Source organism: Brucella sp. LJL56 (genome assembly GCF_054871705.1).
Genome location: NZ_JBTXLQ010000001.1, coordinates 1,379,227 through 1,399,437, shown reverse-complemented (window position 1 = coordinate 1,399,437; position 20,211 = coordinate 1,379,227). Strand labels below are relative to the sequence as shown.

Sequence of the window (20,211 nt, the reverse complement as noted above, 5' to 3'; positions counted from 1 at the left end):
TCATTGCAAGACAACATAGATCAAACTTATTGATTGAAAATAACAAACTGTGTGGTTGTCGCTGGCCATGCTACAAATTCTGCCATGACCGACAATGCTTGCCCCATCAATGGCCCGCGCGACGTGATGCGGCTGAAACGCGACGACGCTACCGGCCTCGAAGCGGTGGCGGCCCACTTTCACAGCCATGCCTATGACATGCATTTTCATGACGAATGGCTCGTCGGCGTGACCCATTCGGGCGTGCAGGATTTTTTCTGCCGGGGCAGGCGGCGGCAGAGCACTCCGGGGCGGGTGATTCTCATCGAGCCGGGTGAGCGTCATGACGGGCAGGCGGTTGCGGCGGACGGTTTTGCCTATAACATGCTTTACATGCCGCAATCGCTGGTCAGAAGCGCGATGGGTGGCAACGATGCCCATATCGGCTTTCGCGAGACGCTGGCCGATGACCAACAGTTGTTCCATGCGGTCGCCCGCGCCTGATGATCGAAGACTGCCGCGATCAGGTGACGAACCATCTTGCCCGGCATCTTGGGCAGGAGGCGACAGAAAAAGGCTCGGCTCCGCACCCGGTCGCAGCCCGTGCGATGGACTATCTGCGGGCGCGCTTCGACGAGGAGTTCGGCCTTGATGAACTGGCGGAAGCGGTTGGGGCCGCCGACCGTTTCCAGCTTTCACGCGGGTTTCGGCGCGAATACGGCACATCGCCCCATGCCTTCCTGGTGCAGTTGCGGCTTGCCGAAGCACGGCGTCTGTTGCGGGAAAAGACGCCTCCGGCAGAGGCGGCGGCACTCAGCGGCTTTGCCGACCAGAGCCATATGGGGCGCTGGTTCCGCCGCGCCTATGGCATGACGCCCGCCGCCTATCGCCGGGGACGCACAAACGTTCCAGAAATTGCAGCCATAAAGGGCTAGGTCTTCTCTCGAAAAGAGGAAGAACCGATGATTTTCGATACCAAAGTAGCCATTCTTGTCCTGCACGATCTCCCTGTCTGGCAGAAGCTCAACGTCACCGCCTTCATCGCAACCGGCATATCCGGCGCTGTGCCGCACGCCATGGGCGATCCTTATGAGGATGCGGCAGGCCGCAAACATGCGCGTCTGCTCGGCCAACCGATGCTGATCTTCTCGGCGACGCCAGATGTCCTGCAACGGGCATGGCAGCAATCGATCCAGCGCGATCTCATCCGTGCGCCCTATGTGCGGGCCATGTTTGAGACCGGGCATGATGTCGCCAACCGTGCCGTATTCAAGGCGGAAAATGCCGACGTGCCCGATCTGGTCGGCCTTGCGCTTTACGGCCCCAAGAAGGATATCGACAAGGCCATCAAGGGTTCTAGCCTGCATCCTTGAACAGGACGCTCTGGTCGAACAGATAGCGGTTGGAAAGCGGCAGGCTCGCCGCGCCCATCGCCTTGGCATGAACGCCGACCTTGCCCTCGATGATCTTCGGCGCCCGCAGGCCCTGCAAGTCGAGGCATGAAAGCTCCACACGCGTCGCTTCCACGATGCGGTGGCGCACATTGCCCGGCAGCCAGCCATCGATGACGGCGGCGGGAAAGTCGATGACGGAGGCGGCCGCCACCGTTGCATGGGCCAGCCCGCGTGCGGCAAGCGCCACCCATTCGTCGAGTGGAGTGCCGAAGTTGCGCCAGTTTTCCGGTGAAAGCCACAGATCGTCGGAAGGCAGATTGCGTTCCTGCAACATGCGTTCAAGGACGAACAGTGAAGCCGTATCGATGAGCTGCAAGGTTTCGCCGCGCTCCCACGTGCCGCGCATCCGCATCGGCATGGAGCCGAGCGCGCCCGCATTGCCCGTGCGGCCCGGATAGAGCGTATTGTTCAGCACCACACCGCCGCCGATGAACGAGCCGATAAAGAAATAGACGAAGTCGGTGAATTCAGGCCCGCGACCAAAGGTCAATTCTGCGCCGCAAGCCGCCGTGCCGTCATTCTGCACGAAGACCGGAAACGAAAACGCCTTGGCAAAATCGCTGACCAGATCAGCGCCGAGCCATGCATCCAGATCTTCGGCGGGTGCACCGACTTCTTCGACCCAGTTCCACAATTCGAAGGGCAATGCGATGCCAAGTCCTGCGATGCGGTCACGCTTGCCGGGATCGAGTGCTTCGGTGAAAGCGGCGACGCTGTCGATGGCAAAACGACGGATTTCACTCGGCACAGGCCAGCGATAGGTAATGTGCCGCCGTTCGCGGATCGTGCCCAGAAAATCCATCAGGATGATTTCCGCGCTGCGCCGCCCGATCTTGAGACCGAAGGAGAAAACCCCGTCGGCGGCAAGGCGCATCGGCATGGAAGGCTGGCCGACACGACCGCGCACCCGTTCGCCCTGCGTAATGAGGCCGTCTTTTTCCAGCGCACGAATGATGACGGAAACCGTCTGCGCCGAAAGCCCGGTCAGGCGGGCAATGTCGGCGCGGGCAAGCTGGCCATGCCGGCGCACAAGCGCCAGAACCAGCCGCTCATTATAGGCACGCACGCCGATCTGGTTTGAACCGCGATTGACGCTCGCGCCCGGCCCGGCAAATTGCAGCATGGCAGGCCCCGGAGTGCCGGAAAGGGTGCTGGAAAGCATATCGGCAGACCCTCTGTCTGGTTCGCCTTCAACTTTATGCCTGACCATAGCCTCTCCCAGATTCCGTGCCATGGAATGCAATCTCGAAATGCAGCCATGGAATGCCGGAATTCCTAAACCAACCATCGAAGGAGAAAAAGCCCTCTTTGCAAGGGATATAAAATAAAAACAAACGCTTAAGATAGACCACGTAATGAAACGACCAGCCTGCCGTTCGCCTTTGCCGGTCCTCTCTCCTCCGCCTTCCAGAGTGACACAGCATATTAATAAATCAAGTGGATTTATTAATTGACTCTGTTTTGAAGCCGTGTTTTGCTTCTCGTCTGCCGGGGGAAGAGGACCGGTTTCAATCTGGGAGGAGTCCATGAAGAAGACAGTTCTGTCGGCAGCCTTTGCTGCCTTCGCGCTTGGCGCTGCCGCCATTCCATTGAGTTCGGCCAATGCCGCCGATGTCGGCGCGTGCCTCATCACAAAGACCGACACCAACCCGTTCTTCGTCAAGATGAAGGAAGGCGCCATTGCCAAGGCCAAGGAGCTGGGCGTCAATCTCAAGACCTATGCGGGCAAGATCGACGGCGATTCCGAAAGCCAGGTCGCGGCGATCGAAACCTGCATCGCCGACGGTGCCAAGGGCATTCTCATCACCGCTTCAGACACCAAGGGCATTGTGCCGTCGCTGCAGAAGGCGCGCGATGCGGGCATGCTCATCATCGCGCTCGATACGCCGCTTGAACCTGCCGACGCGGCTGACGCAACCTTTGCCACCGACAATTTCCTTGCCGGAGAACTGGTTGGCAAATGGGCGGCGGCGACGCTTGGCGACAAGGCCAAGGACGCGCGTGTGGCCTTCCTCAACCTCACCGCATCGCAGCCCAGCGTCGACGTTCTGCGCGATCAGGGCTTTGCCACCGGCTTCGGCATCGATCCGAAGGACAAGACCAAGCTCGGTGACGAGGATGATCCGCGCATTGCCGGTCGCGACCTGACCGACGGCAATGAAGAAGGCGGACGTCGCGCGATGGAAAACCTTCTCCAGAAGGACCCGAATATCAATGTCGTCCACACCATCAACGAACCTGCCGCCGCCGGTGCCTATGAGGCGCTGAAGGCTGTCGGTCGCGAAAAGGACGTGCTGATCGTTTCCATCGATGGCGGCTGCCCCGGCGTCAAGAACGTGCAGGAAGGCATTATCGGCGCGACATCGCAGCAATATCCGCTTCAGATGGCGGCACTCGGCATCGAAGCGATCAAGAAATTCGCTGATTCAGGCGAAAAGCCGAAGCCGACCGAAGGCAAGGACTTTGTTGATACCGGCGTGTCGCTTGTCACCGACAAGCCGGTGGAAGGCGTTCCGTCCATCGACACCAAGGCCGGGCTCGACAAGTGCTGGGGCTGATCGGCTTTTGAGGTTCTGGCCCGGCAGATCGAAAGATTTGCCGGACCTTTCTGCAGGTGAAGGCAGGAGACAGATATGAGTGAGCCACAGGCGGCTTCCGCTGCACAAAAAACGTCTATGCAGGACTATGAAAAGACGTTGTCGCAAAGTGCGGCTGATGTCGCCTCCTTCGATGCGGGCGACCAGTCGGCGCTTTATCGGATGCGTAATTTTTTGCATCACAATCCCGCCGCTGTGCCGCTGATCGTGCTCGTCCTGTCGCTGCTGGTGTTCGGCATCACGCTTGGCGGCAAGTTCTTCTCCGCCTTCGCTCTCACGCTCATTTTGCAGCAGGTCGCCATCACCGGCATCATTGCCGTGGCACAGACGCTCGTGATCCTGACGGCGGGTATCGATCTTTCGGTTGGCGCCATCATGGTGCTGTCATCGGTGGTGATGGGCCAGTTCACCTTCCGCTACGGTCTGCCCGCCGAACTTTCCGTTCTGTGCGGCTTTGCCACCGGCGCGCTGTGCGGCTTCATCAACGGCTTTCTGGTGGCCTATGTCCGCCTGCCGCCCTTCATCGTGACGCTCGGCATGTGGCAGGTGATCCTCGCCACCAACTTCCTTTATTCAGCCAATGAGACCATCCGCGCGCAGGAAATCACGGCTGAGGCGCCGATCCTGCAATTCTTTGGCGAGAGCATCCGCATTGGCGGCGCAGTCTTCACCTATGGCGTCATTGCCATGGTGCTTCTGGTTCTGCTGTTCTGGTATGTGCTGAACCACACTGCCTGGGGACGGCACGTCTATGCCATTGGCGACGATCCCGAAGCGGCACAGCTTTCCGGTGTCTCGGTCAAGCCGATCCTCATGTCGGTCTATGGTCTGGCCGGTATCATCTGCGCCCTTGCAGGCTGGGCGATGATTGGCCGCCTCGGTTCCGTTTCACCCACAGCGGGCCAGTTCGCCAATATCGAATCCATCACCGCCGTGGTGATCGGCGGCATTTCGCTCTTCGGCGGACGCGGTTCCATTCTCGGCACCATGTTTGGCGCGCTGATCGTTGGCGTGTTTTCGCTGGGCCTGCGCCTATGGGGCACCGATCCGCAATGGACCTATCTCCTGATCGGCGTTCTCATCATTGCCGCCGTCGCCATCGACCAGTGGATCAGAAAGGCTGCCGCATGAAAACGAACATCACGCCTGTTCTGTCTGCCAAAGGTCTGGTCAAGCGCTATGGTCGCGTCACCGCGCTCGACCATGCCGATTTCGACCTCTATCCGGGCGAAATCCTCGCGGTCATCGGCGATAATGGCGCAGGCAAGTCCTCGCTCATCAAGGCACTGTCCGGCGCGATCAAGCCGGATGAGGGGGAAGTCCTGCTCGACGGCAGGCCGGTCAGCTTTCATTCGCCGATGGAGGCACGGCAGGCGGGCATCGAGACGGTCTATCAGAACCTTGCTTTGTCGCCTGCGCTTTCCATCGCCGACAATCTGTTTCTTGGCCGCGAAATCCGCCGCAAGGGACCGCTTGGCTCGCTGTTCCGCATGCTGGATCGCGGCGCGATGGAAAAGATCGCGCGCGAAAAACTCTCCGAACTGGGCCTGATGACGATCCAGAACATCGGCCAGGCGGTGGAAACGCTTTCGGGTGGCCAGCGCCAGGGCGTTGCGGTGGCGCGTGCTGCTGCCTTCGGCTCCAAGGTGGTCATCATGGACGAGCCGACGGCGGCGCTGGGCGTCAAGGAATCGCGCCGCGTGCTGGAACTCATTTTGGATGTGAAGCGGCGCGGCATGCCCATCGTGCTCATCTCGCACAACATGCCGCATGTGTTCGAGGTTGCCGATCGCATCCACATTCACCGGCTCGGGCGCCGCCTGACACTCATCGACCCGAAGGAATATTCCATGTCGGATGCCGTGGCGCTGATGACCGGCGCGATGAGGCCGAAGGAAGCAGCTTAAGCTTCTGATAAGGTGACAGGACGAATCACGGAAACCGGACATGACGCCTATTGAGCGCGAAGCCCTGCCTTCGGAAATTCTTGCGCGGCTGGCGGAAACCGACGGGCGCCTGATCGTGGCCATTGCTGGCCCGCCGGGAGCCGGGAAATCCACCATTTCCGATTATCTGCTCCATGCCATCAACAAGGGCGGCGAAACGCCGTCCATCGTCGTGCCCATGGACGGGTTTCATCTTGATGACGGGATTCTCGATCAGCGCGGATTGCTGAGCCGCAAGGGTTCACCACCCACTTTCGACTGTGCCGGGTTTGCAGTGTTGCTGCAGCGTCTGAAACAGGCAGAGGGCGAAATCTTCATCCCGGTCTTCGACCGCTCGCTGGAGCTTTCGCGCGCCGCCGCATCCGTGGTCGGGCCGGAACATCGCGTGCTTCTCGTTGAAGGCAATTATCTGCTGCTCGATCAAGAACCGTGGTCGAAGCTTGCTCCCTTTTTCGACATGACGATCTATCTGGATGTGCCCTTTGCAGAGCTGGAGCGTCGCCTGATCGAACGCTGGCTCGGCTTCGGCTTCGATGCCGAAACCGCCCGAAACCGTGCGCGTTCCAACGATATTCCCAATGCGGAACTTGTTGTTTCTCAGTCGCGCAAGGCAGATTTTATCGTCAAAGCCGATGCATGATAACAGGGAATTGCGCCTTTCAAGGGTTGCGGCGATGCGCTTGCCTCTGCATGATGGCGAAAATCGCTTCATCAGTTTCCGACCGGAATAGTTCCCCATGACGACTTATGTTTTTGCGTCGCCCCCGCAGCCATTTCTGCCTGTGAAGGGAACGGATGCGCGCTTTCCCGTGCATCGCATCTATTGCGTCGGCCAGAACTATGCCGATCACGCCATCGAAATGGGCGGTGACCCGACCCGCAATCCGCCTTTCTTCTTCCAGAAGAACCCGGACTGCCTCGTGATCGAGGGCGGAGATTTCCCTTATCCGCCGAAGACCGAGGACGTGCATCACGAGATCGAACTTGTGGTGGCGCTGAAGGCCGGCGGCACCGACATTGCTGTCGAAAAGGCGCTGGACCATGTTTATGGTTACGCCGTCGGCATCGACATGACGCGCCGCGACCTGCAGGCCGTGGCCAAGAAGGCCGGTCGTCCGTGGGAGGTCGCAAAGGCTTTCGAGCATTCCGCGCCCTGTTCGGCCATCGTGCCGGTGTCGGAAGTCGGTCACCCGGAAAAGGCTGCGATTTCGCTTTCCATCAATGGCGAAACCCGCCAGTCGGGCGACCTCAACCAGATGATCTGGAAGGTGGCGGAAACCATTTCCTACCTGTCTTCGCTCTTTGAGCTGCAGCCCGGCGATCTTATCTTTACGGGTACGCCTGCGGGCGTTGGACCGGTGAAGCGCGGCGACCGTCTGGAAGGCAAGGTCGACGGCGTGGCAACCCTCACCGTTACCGTGGTCTGATTCTCTTCACGTGGAGGAGCATGAATGAGCATCTATCTTCCCGATGACGTGCACGACGCTCTGGAGCGCTTCATCGCCGAAAAGCATCCCGGTCTCAACCAGACCGAGGCGATGACGCTGATCCTGCGCAAATGGCTGGTGCGCGAGGGCTATCTGTCGGCAGAGCCCGAACACGGCACACCGCCGGATGAACTGAACGCGACCAATGACGATTGAACAAGGCAGCAATTGACTATGGCCAAACAGCCGCCGGAAGGAGCGGGTCGCAAGACCGCGCTCGGGCGACGCCTTTTGATTCTGACGATTCTGGCAATTTTGCTCGTGATCGCGCTCGTCTGGATGAGCATTTATCTCTTCGATCCAAATGGCGGTCTGGACTTCGATGATCTTGGGATTTTCGCTTTGGATTTCAATGCGGTAGATATGATGCTGCCACGCATTCTGTGAGTGCGTTAATCTTTTTGTTACCATTTGAAATATTCATTTTGGCCAAGCCCCGACGTTTAGCGCTTCCGTTAGCCGTCTTTTGCATGGTACATGATCCTCATCGACCGAAAGAATATTGACTGAAACGGGCGCTTTCCGATGCCCGTAAAGCCAAGAGGATCTGGATGGCATTCGAGGACATCAAGGCGGAAATTGCGCTGCTTTTCGAGCAAATGGTGAATCAGCCGCAGGACGCTCATGAAATCCGTGAAACGGTTCGCGAGAAGCTCAATGCGCTGCGGGCCAGCGGTTTGCCTCTGCCTGAAGATCTGGTCGAGCTTGAAAAACGCATCGAAAAAGATTTCGATTCCTGAGAACGGGTCCGGTCATGCGTTACGCGCTTTCCTCTTCTTCATCTGCCGCTCTGGTCCGCAAGGGCCTCATGCTTCTTGGTTGTGCCGTGGCGCTCAGTGCCTGCAACACCACCAATGACGGCAAGCCCGTGAAGACGGCGCTGATCACGCAGACCGATAATGCATCCAGCCAGACCGCTTCCGCGACTGGCAGCGCTGCCGGTGCCACGTCCAATGCCGCAGGCACGGCGACAGCCGATGCAGGCGCTGTTGCCGGAACACAGACTGTTGCAGCGGTGACCGATCCTTCCGATCCGGTCCTGCCTGCTATCGTCCCTATTCCCGGCATTCGTGGCCAGTCCGAACCGATGATGGCCTATGCCGGTGCGCAGGCTGCCGCGTCGCCGGCATCCGTTGCCGCCAATATGGCGTTCGAAACGCCCGATCATGCGCCGGAAGAACTCGATGCGCTGATCACCAAATATTCCGTCGCCTATGACGTCCCGGAGCGCTTGGTGCGCCGGGTCGTGCATCGGGAAAGCCGGTTCAATCCGGGCGCCCGCAACGGCCCCTATTGGGGGCTGATGCAGATCAGCCATCCGACCGCGCGCGGCATGGGCTATACGGGCGCGGCCAAGGGCCTGCTCGATGCGGAAACCAATTTGAAATATGCGGTTCGCTATCTGTCCGGCGCTTATAAGGTAGCCGGTGGTAATGAGAGCCAGGCAGTTCGCTACTATGCGCGCGGCTATTATTACGATGCCAAGCGCAAGGGGCTGTTGCAGGAAACCGGCCTCGACGGCAGTTGGAAGCGCAGCGGCCCGACCCGTGATGCAGCCGCTTCCATCCAACCGGCATCCTTGCCGGAAGGCGGGGCAGCACCGCTCCCCGGTGTCGCTCCCATTCAGGCTTCCTACGCACCGGCAGCGCAATAAACTTCCTATCAACCAACTGTCATCTTGACGCTGCAAAGCGATGGCAGTTTCCTGTTGAGAGCGCATCCCGAAAAGTGTGAAACGGTTTTCGGAAAAGATGCGCGTTAAAACAAAGGACTAGAGCGCCGATCTGACCCAATCAGATCGAAACGCGCTCTGGAACCGACGACAGGGAAATTTTATGAATGTAAGACTGCCTCATCCAGTCAAATGGAAATATGACCGGGCCGAATTGTGGGCCGATGGCGTCATCCATGTTCTGGGTGTCGGGCTGGCGCTTGCGGGCGCCATTGCCATGCTGATCTATTTCCTGCCGAACATGCCTGCGGCGACCTCGATTTCGTCGGGGGTCTATCTCGCGAGCCTTCTGGCAGCGCTTGGAATTTCGGCTGTCTACAATATCTGGCCGGTTTCGCCGACCAAATGGTTCCTGCGCCGTTTTGATCACTCGGCGATTTATCTTCTGATCGCCGGAACCTACACGCCTTTTGCCATGCATATGGGCGACCGCGCACTGCCGCTGCTTCTCTTCGTCTGGAGCGTGGCTTTCGTTGGCATCATGCTGAAACTGTTCATGCCGGGGCGTTTCGACCGGCTGTCGATCCTGCTTTATCTGGCGCTCGGCTGGAGTGGTGTGATGGTCTACGACACCATGGTGCAGTCACTGCCGCCAGCCGTTTTCTGGCTGATCGCGGCCGGTGGCATGGTTTATTCTTTGGGTGTGATCTTCCATGTCTGGGAGCGCCTGCGGTTTCAGAACGCCATCTGGCACGGTTTTGTCGTGGTGGGCGCGACACTGCATTACTGTGCGGTGTTTTTTGTCGGCGCATGGAACTGAAGCCCGGTCTATTTCGGCTCTGACGGTCTGCAAATGGCGCACTTCTGCGCTTCCGGTGCTCATGTATCTAATGCATGTCTCCCAAAAGTGGGAACCGGTTTTGGGATAAAGACATGCAGGAAAACAAAAACTTAAAGCGTGTCGTATGACTACGATAAAATGCGACACGCTTGAAAGTATACTCCGCTCCGGTCTCGAATTGCACCATTTTCGTCGCGTCATAGCCAAAATAGCGAACGTGCTTCGGAGCGCGTGATTGCTCAATGAAAGTCTCGCGAGTTCGGCATAATTTTAACATTCCGCGGATGATGCGCCATCTGGGATGGAGCGACGAGGCGCTGTGCTTCGCGTCCGCTCATTTCGATCAATGCCGATGAACGGTCCTGCAGCTTTGACGCCACCAGATGCACGACCCCTTCGGGACTGCGCTGGATGCGGCCTTCGATATGGATCAGCCGCGCGCCCATCACTTCGCGGCGAAATGCCTTCATGATCTTCGGCCAGACGACGATATTGGCGATGCCGGTTTCATCCTCGATGGTGAGGAACACCACGCCCTTGGCGCTGCCGGGGCGCTGGCGTACGGTGACGATGCCCGCCACTTTCATGCGACGTCCGTCGGCATCTTCCTGCAACGCGTGACAAGTGGAAACACCTTCTGCCGCCAGCCCCTCGCGCAGATATTGCAGCGGATGCCCTTTCAGCGAGAGCCGCGTCGTCTCGTAATCGGCAATCACATGCTCGGAGGCGGCCATTTCAGGAAGTTTTGTGCGCGGTTCCTCCGCCAGTTCGCTGATCGCGGCGGCGCGGAACAGCGGCAGGGTTTCGTCGTTGGGCAGACGGCGCACGGCCCAAAGTGCTGCGCGGCGGTCGATATCGAGCGAGCCGAAGGCATCGGCATCGGCCAGAAGCGTGAAGGCGCGCCGGTCGAGCCGGAGCCGCCGATGCATGTCTTCAATGGTGCGGTAAGGCTCCTGCCGATCAGCAATCAGCAGCTTCACATCGTCCTTAGAAAATCCGTCGATCTGGCGGAAGCCGAGCCGGAGCGCTGGTCGAATATCGAGCGTTTCCTCCAGAATATTGTCCCATTGGCTGAAATTAACATCGATGGGCAGCACCGTCACGCCATGCTCGCGGGCATCGCGCACGATCTGGGCGGGTGCGTAAAAACCCATGGGCTGGGAATTGAGAAGCGCGGCGGCGAACACTTCCGGGTGGTGGCATTTGATCCACGCGGAAATATAGACCAGATGGGCAAAGCTTGCCGCATGACTTTCGGGAAAGCCATATTCGCCGAAACCCTTGATCTGGTTGAAGCAGTTTTCGGCAAAGGTCCGGTCGTAGCCACGATTGACCATGCCTTCGATCATCTTTGTCTCCATCGTGTGGATGGTGCCCATCTTGCGGAAAGTGGCCATGGCGCGGCGCAACTGGTTGGCCTCATCCGGCGTGAATTTTGCAGCCTCCATGGCAATGCGCATCGCCTGTTCCTGAAACAGCGGCACGCCCTTGGTCTTGCCGAGAATCTGCAGCAGCTCGTCAGGTGGGCCATGTTCCGGTGCGGGCGATGGCAGGGTGCAGGGTTCCTGTCCGTTTCGCCGCCGCAGGTAAGGATGCACCATGTCGCCCTGAATGGGGCCGGGGCGCACAATGGCGACCTCGATGACAAGGTCATAGAATTTACGCGGGCGCAGCCGCGGCAGCATGTTCATCTGGGCGCGGCTTTCCACCTGAAAGACACCGAGCGAATCCCCCTTGCACAGCATGTCGTAAACGGCTTCGTCTTTTTGCTCCACGGCCGCCAGCGTCAGCTTCTCGCCACCATAAAGCTGCGGCTTGTGTTGATGAATGAGGTCGAAAGCCTTGCGGATGCAGGTGAGCATGCCAAGCGACAGCACATCGACCTTCATCAGCCCCACCTCGTCAATATCGTCCTTGTCCCATTCGATGAAAGATCGCTTGTCCATTGCCGCCGGGCCGATAGGCACGGTCTCGTCCAGTCGATCACGGGTCAGAACGAAACCGCCGACATGCTGCGACAGGTGGCGCGGAAAACCGATCAGCGTGATGGCGAGTTCCACCGCGCGCCGGATGATGGGATTATCGGGGTCGAGCCCCGCCTGCCTGATATGCTGCTTGTCGATGCCGCCGCCCGATATGCCCCAGACCGTATTGGCAAGCGCTACCGTCACGTCTTCGGTCAGGCCCAGCGCCTTGCCGACATCGCGGATCGCGCTACGCGACCGATAGCTGATGACGGTCGCGACAATGGCCGCGCGATCTCTGGTATAGCGCTCATAGACATATTGCATCACCTGTTCGCGCCGCTCATGCTCGAAATCGACGTCGATATCCGGCGGTTCCTTTCGCTCCACCGAAAGAAAGCGCTCGAACAGGAGATCAACCTGTGTCGGGTCCACACCGGTGACGCCAAGGCAGAAGCAGACGACGGAATTGGCCGCCGAACCACGCCCCTGACACAGAATTTTTTCTCGGCGGGCGTAACTCACAATGTCATAGACGGTGAGGAAATAGGGCTCGTACTGAAGCTGGGCAATCAGCGCCAGTTCCTTGTTAATCAGGCTCTGTACCTTTGGCGGGATAGTGGCCGCGCCGTAATGACGGGCTGCACCTTCCCAGACGAGATCATAGAGATGTTGCTGTGCTGTCTTGCCGGGTGGAATGGGTTCATCGGGATAGGCATATTTCAACTCATCAAGCTGGAAGGTGATAGGCGCGGCGAAATCGGCGGTTGCCTCGATGGCTTTAGTGTAGTCGCGAAACAGTCGCAGCATTTCCTCAGGCGGCTTCAGGTGACGTTCGGCATTTTTCTCGAGAAGCCGTCCGGCTGCGAAGACGGTTGTGTGATGGCGCGTGGCCGTCAGCACATCCTGAAGCGCGCGGCGGTCGGGATGATGATAAAGCACGTCATTGGTGGCGAGCAGCGGCACATTGGCTTCGGCTGCAAAACGGGCGATGCGTTCTGCCCGGCGTCCGTCATGGCCCTGATGCGGCATGGCGAGCGCCAGCCAGACCGAGCCAGGGGCAGCTTGCGCAATCTCCGTCAGGCGTTCGGCAAAATCCGGCTTGTCTTCGTCAGGCGGAAAGACAGCGATCTGAAATTGTCGCGCGCGAAACAAGAGGTCGGCCCATTCGAGATGGCATTCGCCCTTGATGGCGGCGCGCTGTTTGCCTTCCGTCAGCAGGCGGCACAATTGCCCATAGGCCGGACGATCACGCGGATAGACGACCATATCCGGCGTGCCGTCGGTGAAGGACAGGCGGCAGCCGATGAAAAGGCGGAAATCGCTTTTCTTGCGAATATCCTTCCATTCCGCATGGGCCCGCACCACGCCGGCCAGCGTGTTGCGGTCGGCAATGCCGATGCCGGGCAGGCCAAGTTTATGCGCACGCTCTACCAGTTCCTGCGGATGCGACGCGCCGCAAAGGAAGGAAAAATTGCTGGCAGCAGCCATTTCAAAGTAACGGGTCATCACGCAAACAGTCCGTGTAAAAACCAGCGCGGGTGATTGGCGCCGTCATAAAGTCCTTCGCGGAAAATCCAGAAGCGCTGGCCGTTCTCGTCTTCCACCCGGTAATAATCGCGCAGTTCCGGAACCGTATGACCGATTGCGAGCCACCATTCCGGCTCGATCCTTTCCGGTCCTTCGGCAAGGCGTACATGATGGCGCACCCGTCGCCACAGGAAGAACGACGGCGGACTGTCAGGCACTTCCGCCACGCTTTCGATCAACTGCGGCGGGCGAAACAGTTTTATGGGACGCGCTGGCGGGTCGCCCGGCAGTTCCGTCTGGCTGCGATAATCGGCTTCGGTTTTTCGCGACCCATGCAAGGCAGGGACGAGGCCGAAAGCGCGCTCCGGCATATGCGTGTTGCGCGGAAAGGAGACGAGAACGCGATTCTGTCCAAGCCGCGCCGAAAGCCGGTCGACAAGCTGGCCGAACCCCGCTTCGTCCTCTTCATGCTGGTCGAGCCCCGTCTGGTGCTGGGCGATTGGCGCGCTGCGCAGCGCTGCCAGCCGGATCATGTCGAAGCCGAACCCGGCATCGAGCGGGTCGGTCAGGGCGTTAAGCCTTTCACGCGCAAGGCGCAGGAAAACCTTGTCGTTGCGCAAGGGCTGGCCGGTTTCGATGTGGATATGACGCACTTCGCCATCGACACGGAAGAAGGAAGCCTCAATCAGAAGCGCGCCTTTGCCCCCCGGTTCAAGTTGCACAAAAAGCGCCTGCGCCAGTTCCTGCAAGATGTGTTCGATCAGTTCCATTGCGGTAACCGGCTCTGACAGGCGGCGCTCGACGGCACTGAGCGGCATGATGCGCATGGGGGAAATCGGCGCGCGCTCCTGCCGCGCCAGCCGGTCGAGCCTGGTGGCAAGATCGGTGCCGAAACGGGCGGTGAGGGCAGAGCGGGGCAGCCTCATCACATCGCCGATGCGTTTCAGCCCGGCGCGCTTGAGGCCGGTTTCGGCAGCTTGCGTCAGTTCAAGCGCGGAGAGCGGCAGGCGGGGAAGCAACCGGTCGGCCTCTGTCCTGCTGAAGACACCGCCCTTCGTTCCCCGTGCCAGAAGCCGCGCGGCAAAACTGTTATCGGCAATCGCCGCCTGTACGCCAAGCCCGGCCCGTTCCAGACGCCGGATTGCATCGGCACGCATGGCGTCGAGCCCGCCAAAAAGATGCGCGCAGCCGGTTATGTCGAGCATCAGCCCATGCGGCTCATCGAAGGCGACAAGCGGCGTGTAGCGTTCGCACCAATGGGCAAGACGCTTGAGCAATGCCGCATCATGGTCCGGTGCTGCCGCTGCCACTTCAAGCCTTTCCACGCGGGCGCGCGCATCGGTCAGCGCCATGCCGGGAAAAAGACCAAGCTTTGCCGCTGTCGCATCCACCGCTGTCAGGCGCAGCGCATTGGCCGTGCGCTCGGTCACTACCAAAGGCAGGCGCGGTTTGCCGTCAGGCGGAACGCTGCTGCGAAGCCGGTCGGTCGGCAGAAACGGAAACCAGAGGGCGAGAAACAGACGTTCTGCCATCCCGTTCTCTTGTACCAAATTCCTGGGTTTCATTGTTCCATTCCATGATCCATTGCCCGCATGTGCCGTGGCGATTGCGCTCCAGAACCGCCGAAAAAACAGGCTTGCCGGGTGCGTTTGCTCCGCTTGAACGGGATGGCGCGGGCGCCACCCGCCAGCGGCTGACGGCAGCGCTTTGCACAGCCGTCCGGTGGCTCCTGAGCAGGATGACGGGCAGTTGCGCGGTTTCGGTTGCCAGAAGCAGACGCCGCGAGGCGGTCAGGTCGAGGCATTTCGGCTGGCCTGTCACCGAGGCGACGACGCCGGAAACAAGATGCGAGGCCTTGCCGCCGCTTCCAGCTTCCAGCGCATCATTTGCCGCCTTCAGCACATCCTGTGCCGTGGGGCAGCGCACGATCAGAAGTCGCGACGGGTCGATCCCGAAGGCATGAAGTCCCGGTGGATAAAGCCCGCCATATTCACTTGCAGCGCTTTCTTCCTCGATCCAGATGATCGGGCGCCGGGGGTCTGCTGCACGCTCTGCCGCGCGGGCGGCAAAGGCGAGCGCAAAGCCGGTCGCGGCCATATGCGCGCCGGGGTTTTCGGCAAAAACCTCATGCAGCGCATCGCCTGCAAGGCCATGCGGAAAGGCGGCATCGGCCCCGGCAAGACCGAGCGTGAAACTGCGCGCGCGCCCGAAGCCCGTTTGTCCCTGATTTGCAAAACTACCTTGCGGATCGTTGCCTTCTATGGTCGTAACCATGCGCCGCAGCGCCGCGATGTCGATGCCGCTCACGTCTAGATTCCATCTTTTTGTTCTCTATATGTTCCAGTATTGAATCGAGCGAGGCAAGAGTCAAGCGGGATCAGAAATCAGTCCAGTGGACTGATTTCCTTGCGTGGGCGTTTCACACTTTTCGGGATACGCTCTATCATCGCGATAGCGGTTTTGGATCAGGCGGCTTCCCTGAAAGGCACGCCTGCCAGTTGCGCCAGATGGCCGGGAAGGTCGGTACCAGCACCCGCCGCATTGATCGTGTCGAAATAATCATGCCAGCCGGTGGCGGTGATTCCGGCAATCAGCATGTCGAGAGCTGCTTCATCCGGGAAGCGCCAGATGGCGAAGAAACTCTGGTCGGGTGCAAAAGGCTTTGTCGCGTCGACGGGACCTAATGCCAAAGCCTCGATACCGAGCGCCGCAAGACCGCCCATACCCGCGCCGACTTTCTCAAAAAAGGCCTGCCTGCCTTCAGCATCAAGCGCGTGCCAGCTCGATTTCGGGGAATAAAGCTCGGCGAGGTAATAGGTCATGTCATATCCCTTAGGGTTTCATTGATCTTGAAGGAGCGACCGGCATCGGTGCGGCTCCAGATGCGGCGCAGCAAGGTGCTGAGAAGCTGCTGTTCGCCTGACGAGAGATCGCTCATCAGGCTTGCAATCCATGCGGTATGTTGTTCGAAAAGCTGTTGCGCCAGCAGTACCCCTGCGGATGTCAGCCGGACAATCAGCTTGCGGCGATCCTCGCTATCCGCGTGGCGCTTGAGGAAACCATCGCGCTCCAGCCCGTCCAGCAGGCCGGTGATGGTGGCGCGCGTGACACCTGCGCGTTCTGAAAGCTCGTGCGGCGAGAGGCCGTCGGGCGCATCGTGCAGCAGAAACAGCAGGACGAACTTGCCTTCCGAAAGCTTGTGCGGCGCCAGCCGGTTGGCGCAATCCCGGTCAATGGCCGCAGCAAGCGACAAAACCTCAAAGCAGACTTTCAGCGCGTCGGTGGACGGGCTGTGCCGGCGCTCCGTTTCGCCCAGAAGGGCGCGATGCTTTTGTTCGATTACTTCCATACGGTGGCATATAATATGGTGCCATACTAAATGCAAGCGGGTTTGAATGTTCAAGTGAAAGTCGGGAGAGCTTGATCGATAGATATATACGGCTTATATATGATCCATATATGAACCGTATGGTCTGGACAATGCTATGGGTATCGTGAAAATCGGTGACGAACTGCATGAGGAACTGCGCAAGGCGAGTGACGTCATGTGCCGTTCGATCAATGCGCAGGCTGAATACTGGATGAAGATCGGCATGCTGGCGCAGGCCCATCCCGACCTGTCGTTCAACGAGATCGTGCAGATGCAGTTGCGCGCCGCACAGGTCGAACTGCCGGTTCTGGCGGTGCAATCGTCATGACCAAGACACCTGCCGAAGTGGAGAAAATGGCGGCATCCGGCGCGCTGCTCGCCTCTGTTTTTGCGCTTCTCGACCGCACGCCGCTGGCGGGCATGACCACGATGCAGATCAACGATCTGGTCGAGGATTATATTACCCGCGAATTGCAGGCGCGGCCTGCCAGCAAGGGGCAATATGACTATCCCTATGTGCTGAACAGTTCCAAGAACGAAGTCGTCTGCCACGGCATGCCGTCGGATGACGAGATCATTGAAAACGGCGAGATCATCAACTTCGATATTACGCTGGAAAAGGACGGCTATATTGCCGATTCCAGCAAGACCTACATGGTCGGCGACGTTGCTCCCTTTGCCTCGCGGCTGGTCCGTGTGACCTATGAGGCCTTGTGGAAGGGGATTGCTGCCGTGCGACCCGGCGCGACGCTGGGCGATATCGGCCATGCCATCGAGCGTCACGCCAAGCGGCATGACTACAGCATCGTGCGGGAATATTGCGGCCATGGTATCGGTCGCGAGATGCACGAGGAACCGCAGGTTTTGCATTTCGGCAAGCCCGGCACCGGCGTTCGTTTGCGCGAAGGCATGGTGTTCACCATCGAACCGATGCTCAATCAGGGAACGGCCAAGGTGAAGACCGAAAAGGACGGCTGGACGGTGGTGACGCGCGACGGAAAACTGTCAGCGCAGTTCGAGCATACAGTCGCTGTTACCGCGAATGGCGTGCGGGTGCTGACCTTGCGCCCCGGCGAAGAAAAGATGCTCGCTGGTGTGAAACACGCTGCTTGATCTCATGCGATTCTGCCGGTCATCCAGAGCACAAAGACAATCGTTCCGCCCAGGCTCATTCCAGCGGCAAGAATAGTCCCTGCGATGACAGGTGCGAGTTTCAGGAACGAAATATGGGGCGTTATTTCCAGCCGGAAATTCGCCCTGATCTTTTCAGGGGTCAGGCAGGTGATTTCGTAATCGCCGGGTGCCGTGCAGTCGAAATAACCCAAGGCGTGAGAAGCATTGCCGCGCATATCCGTCCGCCGGACGCTCAACAGAAAACGGCTTGTGGAATGATAGGCAATCGGGATACCGGTCGCGCGCGCCTTGATGGCAAATTGCGTTGAGAAATAAGCTGTTCCGGTGAAAACGGTAAGCGGTGGAAATACGATGCTGATCGCGTATCGCCCGGCTTTCGGCAAATGAAAGCTATGTGGCCGGTCGTTACCCGCAAACTGGTGCCGGACATCGGGCGCGATCACTTTCCAGAGGATGAGAATGCAGCGGACCAGCAGATAAATGCCAAGCAGAATGCAGGCAGGCAGGGCCAGATAGAAAGACAAAATTCACGTCCTGCTATAAAAAAAGCCCGCCGGAAGGCGGGCTTTTGTTTGGATTAGCGATGCTTATTTGCGATCGCGCGCAGCAAGCGTGCGCAGGCGCAGTGCATTGAGCTTGATGAAGCCTGCTGCGTCCTTCTGGTCGTAGGCGCCCTGATCGTCTTCAAAGGTGACGAGCTTGTCGGAATAGAGCGACTTGTCGGATTCGCGGCCGATCACCATCACATTGCCCTTGTAGAGCTTGAGCGTGACTTCGCCTTCGACATGGCGCTGGCTGTGATCGATTGCCGCCTGCAGCATTTCGCGTTCCGGCGAGAACCAGAAGCCATAATAGATCAGCTCGGCATAGCGCGGCATCAGCTCGTCTTTCAGGTGCGCCGCACCGCGGTCGAGCGTGATCGATTCGATGGCACGGTGCGCTGCCAGCAGGATCGTGCCGCCCGGCGTTTCGTAGACGCCGCGCGACTTCATGCCCACGAAGCGGTTTTCCACGAGGTCGAGACGACCGATGCCGTTGTCGCGGCCATAGTCGTTGAGCTTGGCAAGAAGCGTGGCAGGCGACAGGCGCTCGCCATTGATCGAAACGGCATCGCCCTTTTCAAAGCCGATCTTGATGATCGTTGCCTTGTCGGGAGCGGTTTCCGGCGAAATGGTGCGCATATGCACATATTCAGGCGCCTCGACAGCCGGATCTTCCAGAACCTTGCCCTCGGACGAGGAGTGCAGCAGGTTGGCGTCGACGGAGAACGGCGCTTCGCCCTTCTTGTCCTTGGCAACCGGAATCTGGTGCTGTTCGGCGAATTCGAGCAGATGCGTGCGGCTCTTGAACGACCAGTCGCGCCATGGGGCGATGATCTTGATGTCCGGGTTCAGCGCATAGGCCGAAAGCTCGAAGCGAACCTGGTCGTTACCCTTGCCGGTCGCGCCATGCGCGATGGCGTCGGCGCCGGTCTTCCTGGCGATTTCGATCAGGTGCTTGGAGATCAGCGGGCGGGCAATCGAGGTGCCGAGCAGATAGACGCCTTCATAGACGGCATTGGCGCGGAACATCGGGAAAACGAAATCACGCACGAATTCTTCACGCACGTCCTCGATGAATATTTCCTTGATGCCCAGCATTTCCGCTTTCTTGCGGGCTGGCTCAAGTTCTTCGCCCTGACCGAGATCGGCGGTGAAGGTCACAACTTCCGCGCCGAGTTCCGTCTGAAGCCATTTCAGAATGATCGAGGTGTCGAGGCCGCCCGAATAGGCGAGAACGACTTTCTTAACGTCTTTCCACTTGCTCATAGTTCACTTCCGTCTGATGCGGTGCGGTTGGAGCGGGAACTCCAACAGATATATCCGCAAGTCTTTTATCAGTTGCCAAGCCGCGTGCAAGCCGAAGGGCTGCGACTTATCGCGAAAACTCATGCGTATTACGTGATCTGTGGTTCGCCAACTTCATAAACAACGAGATTGCGGTCGCCGATACCAAGTTCAGGCCAGGACGCACGCCATTCGGCAATATGGGCGGAGGTGAAATGCCGGTCGAGCGAAGCGCGGTCGCGCCACATCTCCTTCACATGAATGAGACCCGGTACGAGAATGTCTGCGGCATAGAAATAGTTCACGCAGCCATCCTCCTCCCTGCTGGCCACGATCATGCGCTGCATGGCCTCGCGCGCCCGGTCAAGATTTTCCGGCGGCAGGCGGACAGTCCCTATGATCAGCAGCATT

24 protein-coding genes are annotated in these 20,211 nt (G+C 59.2%); 15 read left to right on the top strand and 9 right to left on the bottom strand.

Features of this window, described 5'->3' with window-relative positions; all coding sequences use genetic code 11:
- The first annotated feature begins 84 nt into the window (after nucleotides 1–84).
- The 3 genes from ACYSN1_RS06745 to ACYSN1_RS06735 are packed head-to-tail and all read left to right on the top strand — an operon-like array spanning nucleotide 85 to nucleotide 1,352.
- Nucleotides 85–483, top strand: coding sequence for an AraC family ligand binding domain-containing protein (locus ACYSN1_RS06745; RefSeq protein WP_461724938.1), 399 nt, complete (start codon nucleotides 85–87; stop codon nucleotides 481–483).
- The gene (locus ACYSN1_RS06740; RefSeq protein ID WP_461724937.1) at nucleotides 483–914 is read left to right on the top strand and encodes a helix-turn-helix domain-containing protein; all 432 of its coding nucleotides are present in this window, start codon (nucleotides 483–485) and stop codon (nucleotides 912–914) included. The genes ACYSN1_RS06745 and ACYSN1_RS06740 overlap by 1 nt, the downstream gene beginning before the upstream one ends.
- A 27-nt stretch (nucleotides 915–941) precedes the next feature.
- Complete coding sequence (locus ACYSN1_RS06735) at nucleotides 942–1,352, top strand: DUF2000 family protein (protein ID WP_461724936.1); 411 nt, start codon at nucleotides 942–944, stop codon at nucleotides 1,350–1,352.
- On the opposite strand, the gene ACYSN1_RS06730 is transcribed toward ACYSN1_RS06735, so the two are convergent.
- Entirely contained in the window at nucleotides 1,336–2,595 is a 1,260-nt protein-coding gene (locus tag ACYSN1_RS06730) for an ROK family transcriptional regulator (protein WP_461725291.1), read from the bottom strand. The two genes, ACYSN1_RS06735 and ACYSN1_RS06730, sit on opposite strands and share 17 nt — an antisense overlap.
- A 364-nt stretch (nucleotides 2,596–2,959) precedes the next feature.
- On the opposite strand from ACYSN1_RS06730, the gene ACYSN1_RS06725 reads away from it, so the two are divergent.
- From ACYSN1_RS06725 to trhA, 10 genes are all read left to right on the top strand, one after another.
- Nucleotides 2,960–3,991: a substrate-binding domain-containing protein gene (locus ACYSN1_RS06725; protein ID WP_461724935.1), complete on the top strand. Its 1,032-nt coding sequence runs from the start codon at nucleotides 2,960–2,962 to the stop codon at nucleotides 3,989–3,991.
- Between the two features lie 75 nt (nucleotides 3,992–4,066).
- A complete protein-coding gene (locus tag ACYSN1_RS06720) occupies nucleotides 4,067–5,161 on the top strand; it encodes an ABC transporter permease (protein WP_461724934.1) in 1,095 nt (364 codons plus the stop codon).
- Nucleotides 5,158–5,937 (top strand): ATP-binding cassette domain-containing protein, encoded by a 780-nt coding sequence (locus ACYSN1_RS06715; protein WP_461724933.1) that lies wholly within the window; start codon nucleotides 5,158–5,160, stop codon nucleotides 5,935–5,937. The genes ACYSN1_RS06720 and ACYSN1_RS06715 overlap by 4 nt, the downstream gene beginning before the upstream one ends.
- A 40-nt stretch (nucleotides 5,938–5,977) precedes the next feature.
- Entirely contained in the window at nucleotides 5,978–6,616 is a 639-nt protein-coding gene (locus tag ACYSN1_RS06710; protein ID WP_461724932.1) for a nucleoside/nucleotide kinase family protein, read from the top strand.
- A gap of 97 nt (nucleotides 6,617–6,713) precedes the next feature.
- On the top strand, nucleotides 6,714–7,403 hold the full coding sequence (locus ACYSN1_RS06705; protein WP_461724931.1) for a fumarylacetoacetate hydrolase family protein: 690 nt from the start codon (nucleotides 6,714–6,716) through the stop codon (nucleotides 7,401–7,403).
- Between the two features lie 24 nt (nucleotides 7,404–7,427).
- The gene (locus ACYSN1_RS06700; RefSeq protein ID WP_010657878.1) at nucleotides 7,428–7,619 is read left to right on the top strand and encodes a ribbon-helix-helix domain-containing protein; all 192 of its coding nucleotides are present in this window, start codon (nucleotides 7,428–7,430) and stop codon (nucleotides 7,617–7,619) included.
- Nucleotides 7,620–7,637: 18 nt separating this feature from the next.
- Nucleotides 7,638–7,850 carry a hypothetical protein gene (locus tag ACYSN1_RS06695; RefSeq protein WP_461724930.1) on the top strand — a complete coding sequence of 71 codons (213 nt, stop codon included), beginning with the start codon at nucleotides 7,638–7,640 and terminating at the stop codon, nucleotides 7,848–7,850.
- 164 nt (nucleotides 7,851–8,014) lie between these two features.
- Nucleotides 8,015–8,203, top strand: coding sequence for a hypothetical protein (locus ACYSN1_RS06690; RefSeq protein WP_061344759.1), 189 nt, complete (start codon nucleotides 8,015–8,017; stop codon nucleotides 8,201–8,203).
- A 14-nt stretch (nucleotides 8,204–8,217) separates the two neighbouring features.
- Complete coding sequence (locus tag ACYSN1_RS06685; protein WP_461724929.1) at nucleotides 8,218–9,117, top strand: transglycosylase SLT domain-containing protein; 900 nt, start codon at nucleotides 8,218–8,220, stop codon at nucleotides 9,115–9,117.
- 181 nt (nucleotides 9,118–9,298) lie between these two features.
- The gene (gene trhA / locus ACYSN1_RS06680) at nucleotides 9,299–9,955 is read left to right on the top strand and encodes a PAQR family membrane homeostasis protein TrhA (RefSeq protein WP_461724928.1); all 657 of its coding nucleotides are present in this window, start codon (nucleotides 9,299–9,301) and stop codon (nucleotides 9,953–9,955) included.
- Between the two features lie 260 nt (nucleotides 9,956–10,215).
- Here trhA and ACYSN1_RS06675 read toward each other — a convergent pair whose 3' ends face one another.
- From ACYSN1_RS06675 to ACYSN1_RS06655, 5 genes are all read right to left on the bottom strand, one after another.
- On the bottom strand, nucleotides 10,216–13,449 hold the full coding sequence (locus ACYSN1_RS06675) for an error-prone DNA polymerase (RefSeq protein WP_461724927.1): 3,234 nt from the start codon (nucleotides 13,447–13,449) through the stop codon (nucleotides 10,216–10,218).
- A complete protein-coding gene (locus tag ACYSN1_RS06670; RefSeq protein WP_461725290.1) occupies nucleotides 13,449–14,900 on the bottom strand; it encodes a Y-family DNA polymerase in 1,452 nt (483 codons plus the stop codon). The genes ACYSN1_RS06675 and ACYSN1_RS06670 overlap by 1 nt, the downstream gene beginning before the upstream one ends.
- Nucleotides 14,901–14,925: 25 nt before the next feature.
- The gene (locus tag ACYSN1_RS06665; RefSeq protein WP_461724926.1) at nucleotides 14,926–15,777 is read right to left on the bottom strand and encodes an ImuA family protein; all 852 of its coding nucleotides are present in this window, start codon (nucleotides 15,775–15,777) and stop codon (nucleotides 14,926–14,928) included.
- Between the two features lie 158 nt (nucleotides 15,778–15,935).
- Complete coding sequence (locus ACYSN1_RS06660) at nucleotides 15,936–16,292, bottom strand: DUF6616 family protein (protein WP_109989204.1); 357 nt, start codon at nucleotides 16,290–16,292, stop codon at nucleotides 15,936–15,938.
- Complete coding sequence (locus ACYSN1_RS06655) at nucleotides 16,289–16,819, bottom strand: MarR family winged helix-turn-helix transcriptional regulator (RefSeq protein ID WP_461724925.1); 531 nt, start codon at nucleotides 16,817–16,819, stop codon at nucleotides 16,289–16,291. The genes ACYSN1_RS06660 and ACYSN1_RS06655 overlap by 4 nt, the downstream gene beginning before the upstream one ends.
- A gap of 136 nt (nucleotides 16,820–16,955) precedes the next feature.
- On the opposite strand from ACYSN1_RS06655, the gene ACYSN1_RS06650 reads away from it, so the two are divergent.
- Both ACYSN1_RS06650 and map read left to right on the top strand, forming a co-directional pair.
- Nucleotides 16,956–17,168 (top strand): ParD-like family protein, encoded by a 213-nt coding sequence (locus ACYSN1_RS06650; protein ID WP_140020711.1) that lies wholly within the window; start codon nucleotides 16,956–16,958, stop codon nucleotides 17,166–17,168.
- Nucleotides 17,165–17,953, top strand: coding sequence for a type I methionyl aminopeptidase (gene map, locus ACYSN1_RS06645; RefSeq protein ID WP_461724924.1), 789 nt, complete (start codon nucleotides 17,165–17,167; stop codon nucleotides 17,951–17,953). The genes ACYSN1_RS06650 and map overlap by 4 nt, the downstream gene beginning before the upstream one ends.
- 2 nt (nucleotides 17,954–17,955) lie before the next feature.
- Here map and ACYSN1_RS06640 read toward each other — a convergent pair whose 3' ends face one another.
- The 3 genes from ACYSN1_RS06640 to ACYSN1_RS06630 form a co-directional block, all read right to left on the bottom strand.
- The gene (locus ACYSN1_RS06640; protein ID WP_461724923.1) at nucleotides 17,956–18,498 is read right to left on the bottom strand and encodes a hypothetical protein; all 543 of its coding nucleotides are present in this window, start codon (nucleotides 18,496–18,498) and stop codon (nucleotides 17,956–17,958) included.
- 63 nt (nucleotides 18,499–18,561) lie between these two features.
- A complete protein-coding gene (locus ACYSN1_RS06635; protein WP_040129026.1) occupies nucleotides 18,562–19,782 on the bottom strand; it encodes an argininosuccinate synthase in 1,221 nt (406 codons plus the stop codon).
- Nucleotides 19,783–19,910: 128 nt separating this feature from the next.
- Nucleotides 19,911–20,210, bottom strand: coding sequence for a putative quinol monooxygenase (locus ACYSN1_RS06630; RefSeq protein WP_461724922.1), 300 nt, complete (start codon nucleotides 20,208–20,210; stop codon nucleotides 19,911–19,913).
- Nucleotide 20,211 lies beyond the last annotated feature (1 nt).

Bases quoted from the DNA above. Each gene is read 5' to 3' on its own strand.
- ACYSN1_RS06700 (WP_010657878.1), top strand. From the start codon at position 7,428: ATGAGCATCTATCTTCCCGATGACGTGCACGACGCTCTGGAGCGCTTC.
- ACYSN1_RS06745 (WP_461724938.1), top strand. From the start codon at position 85: ATGACCGACAATGCTTGCCCCATCAATGGCCCGCGCGACGTGATGCGG.
- ACYSN1_RS06725 (WP_461724935.1), top strand. From the start codon at position 2,960: ATGAAGAAGACAGTTCTGTCGGCAGCCTTTGCTGCCTTCGCGCTTGGC.
- ACYSN1_RS06735 (WP_461724936.1), top strand. From the start codon at position 942: ATGATTTTCGATACCAAAGTAGCCATTCTTGTCCTGCACGATCTCCCT.
- ACYSN1_RS06685 (WP_461724929.1), top strand. From the start codon at position 8,218: ATGCGTTACGCGCTTTCCTCTTCTTCATCTGCCGCTCTGGTCCGCAAG.
- ACYSN1_RS06710 (WP_461724932.1), top strand. From the start codon at position 5,978: ATGACGCCTATTGAGCGCGAAGCCCTGCCTTCGGAAATTCTTGCGCGG.
- ACYSN1_RS06630 (WP_461724922.1), bottom strand. From the start codon at position 20,210: ATGCTGCTGATCATAGGGACTGTCCGCCTGCCGCCGGAAAATCTTGAC.
- ACYSN1_RS06655 (WP_461724925.1), bottom strand. From the start codon at position 16,819: ATGGAAGTAATCGAACAAAAGCATCGCGCCCTTCTGGGCGAAACGGAG.
- ACYSN1_RS06650 (WP_140020711.1), top strand. From the start codon at position 16,956: ATGGGTATCGTGAAAATCGGTGACGAACTGCATGAGGAACTGCGCAAG.
- map (WP_461724924.1), top strand. From the start codon at position 17,165: ATGACCAAGACACCTGCCGAAGTGGAGAAAATGGCGGCATCCGGCGCG.
- ACYSN1_RS06705 (WP_461724931.1), top strand. From the start codon at position 6,714: ATGACGACTTATGTTTTTGCGTCGCCCCCGCAGCCATTTCTGCCTGTG.
- ACYSN1_RS06695 (WP_461724930.1), top strand. From the start codon at position 7,638: ATGGCCAAACAGCCGCCGGAAGGAGCGGGTCGCAAGACCGCGCTCGGG.
- ACYSN1_RS06675 (WP_461724927.1), bottom strand. From the start codon at position 13,449: ATGACCCGTTACTTTGAAATGGCTGCTGCCAGCAATTTTTCCTTCCTT.
- ACYSN1_RS06690 (WP_061344759.1), top strand. From the start codon at position 8,015: ATGGCATTCGAGGACATCAAGGCGGAAATTGCGCTGCTTTTCGAGCAA.
- ACYSN1_RS06660 (WP_109989204.1), bottom strand. From the start codon at position 16,292: ATGACCTATTACCTCGCCGAGCTTTATTCCCCGAAATCGAGCTGGCAC.
- ACYSN1_RS06730 (WP_461725291.1), bottom strand. From the start codon at position 2,595: ATGCTTTCCAGCACCCTTTCCGGCACTCCGGGGCCTGCCATGCTGCAA.
- trhA (WP_461724928.1), top strand. From the start codon at position 9,299: ATGAATGTAAGACTGCCTCATCCAGTCAAATGGAAATATGACCGGGCC.
- ACYSN1_RS06635 (WP_040129026.1), bottom strand. From the start codon at position 19,782: ATGAGCAAGTGGAAAGACGTTAAGAAAGTCGTTCTCGCCTATTCGGGC.
- ACYSN1_RS06740 (WP_461724937.1), top strand. From the start codon at position 483: ATGATCGAAGACTGCCGCGATCAGGTGACGAACCATCTTGCCCGGCAT.
- ACYSN1_RS06720 (WP_461724934.1), top strand. From the start codon at position 4,067: ATGAGTGAGCCACAGGCGGCTTCCGCTGCACAAAAAACGTCTATGCAG.
- ACYSN1_RS06715 (WP_461724933.1), top strand. From the start codon at position 5,158: ATGAAAACGAACATCACGCCTGTTCTGTCTGCCAAAGGTCTGGTCAAG.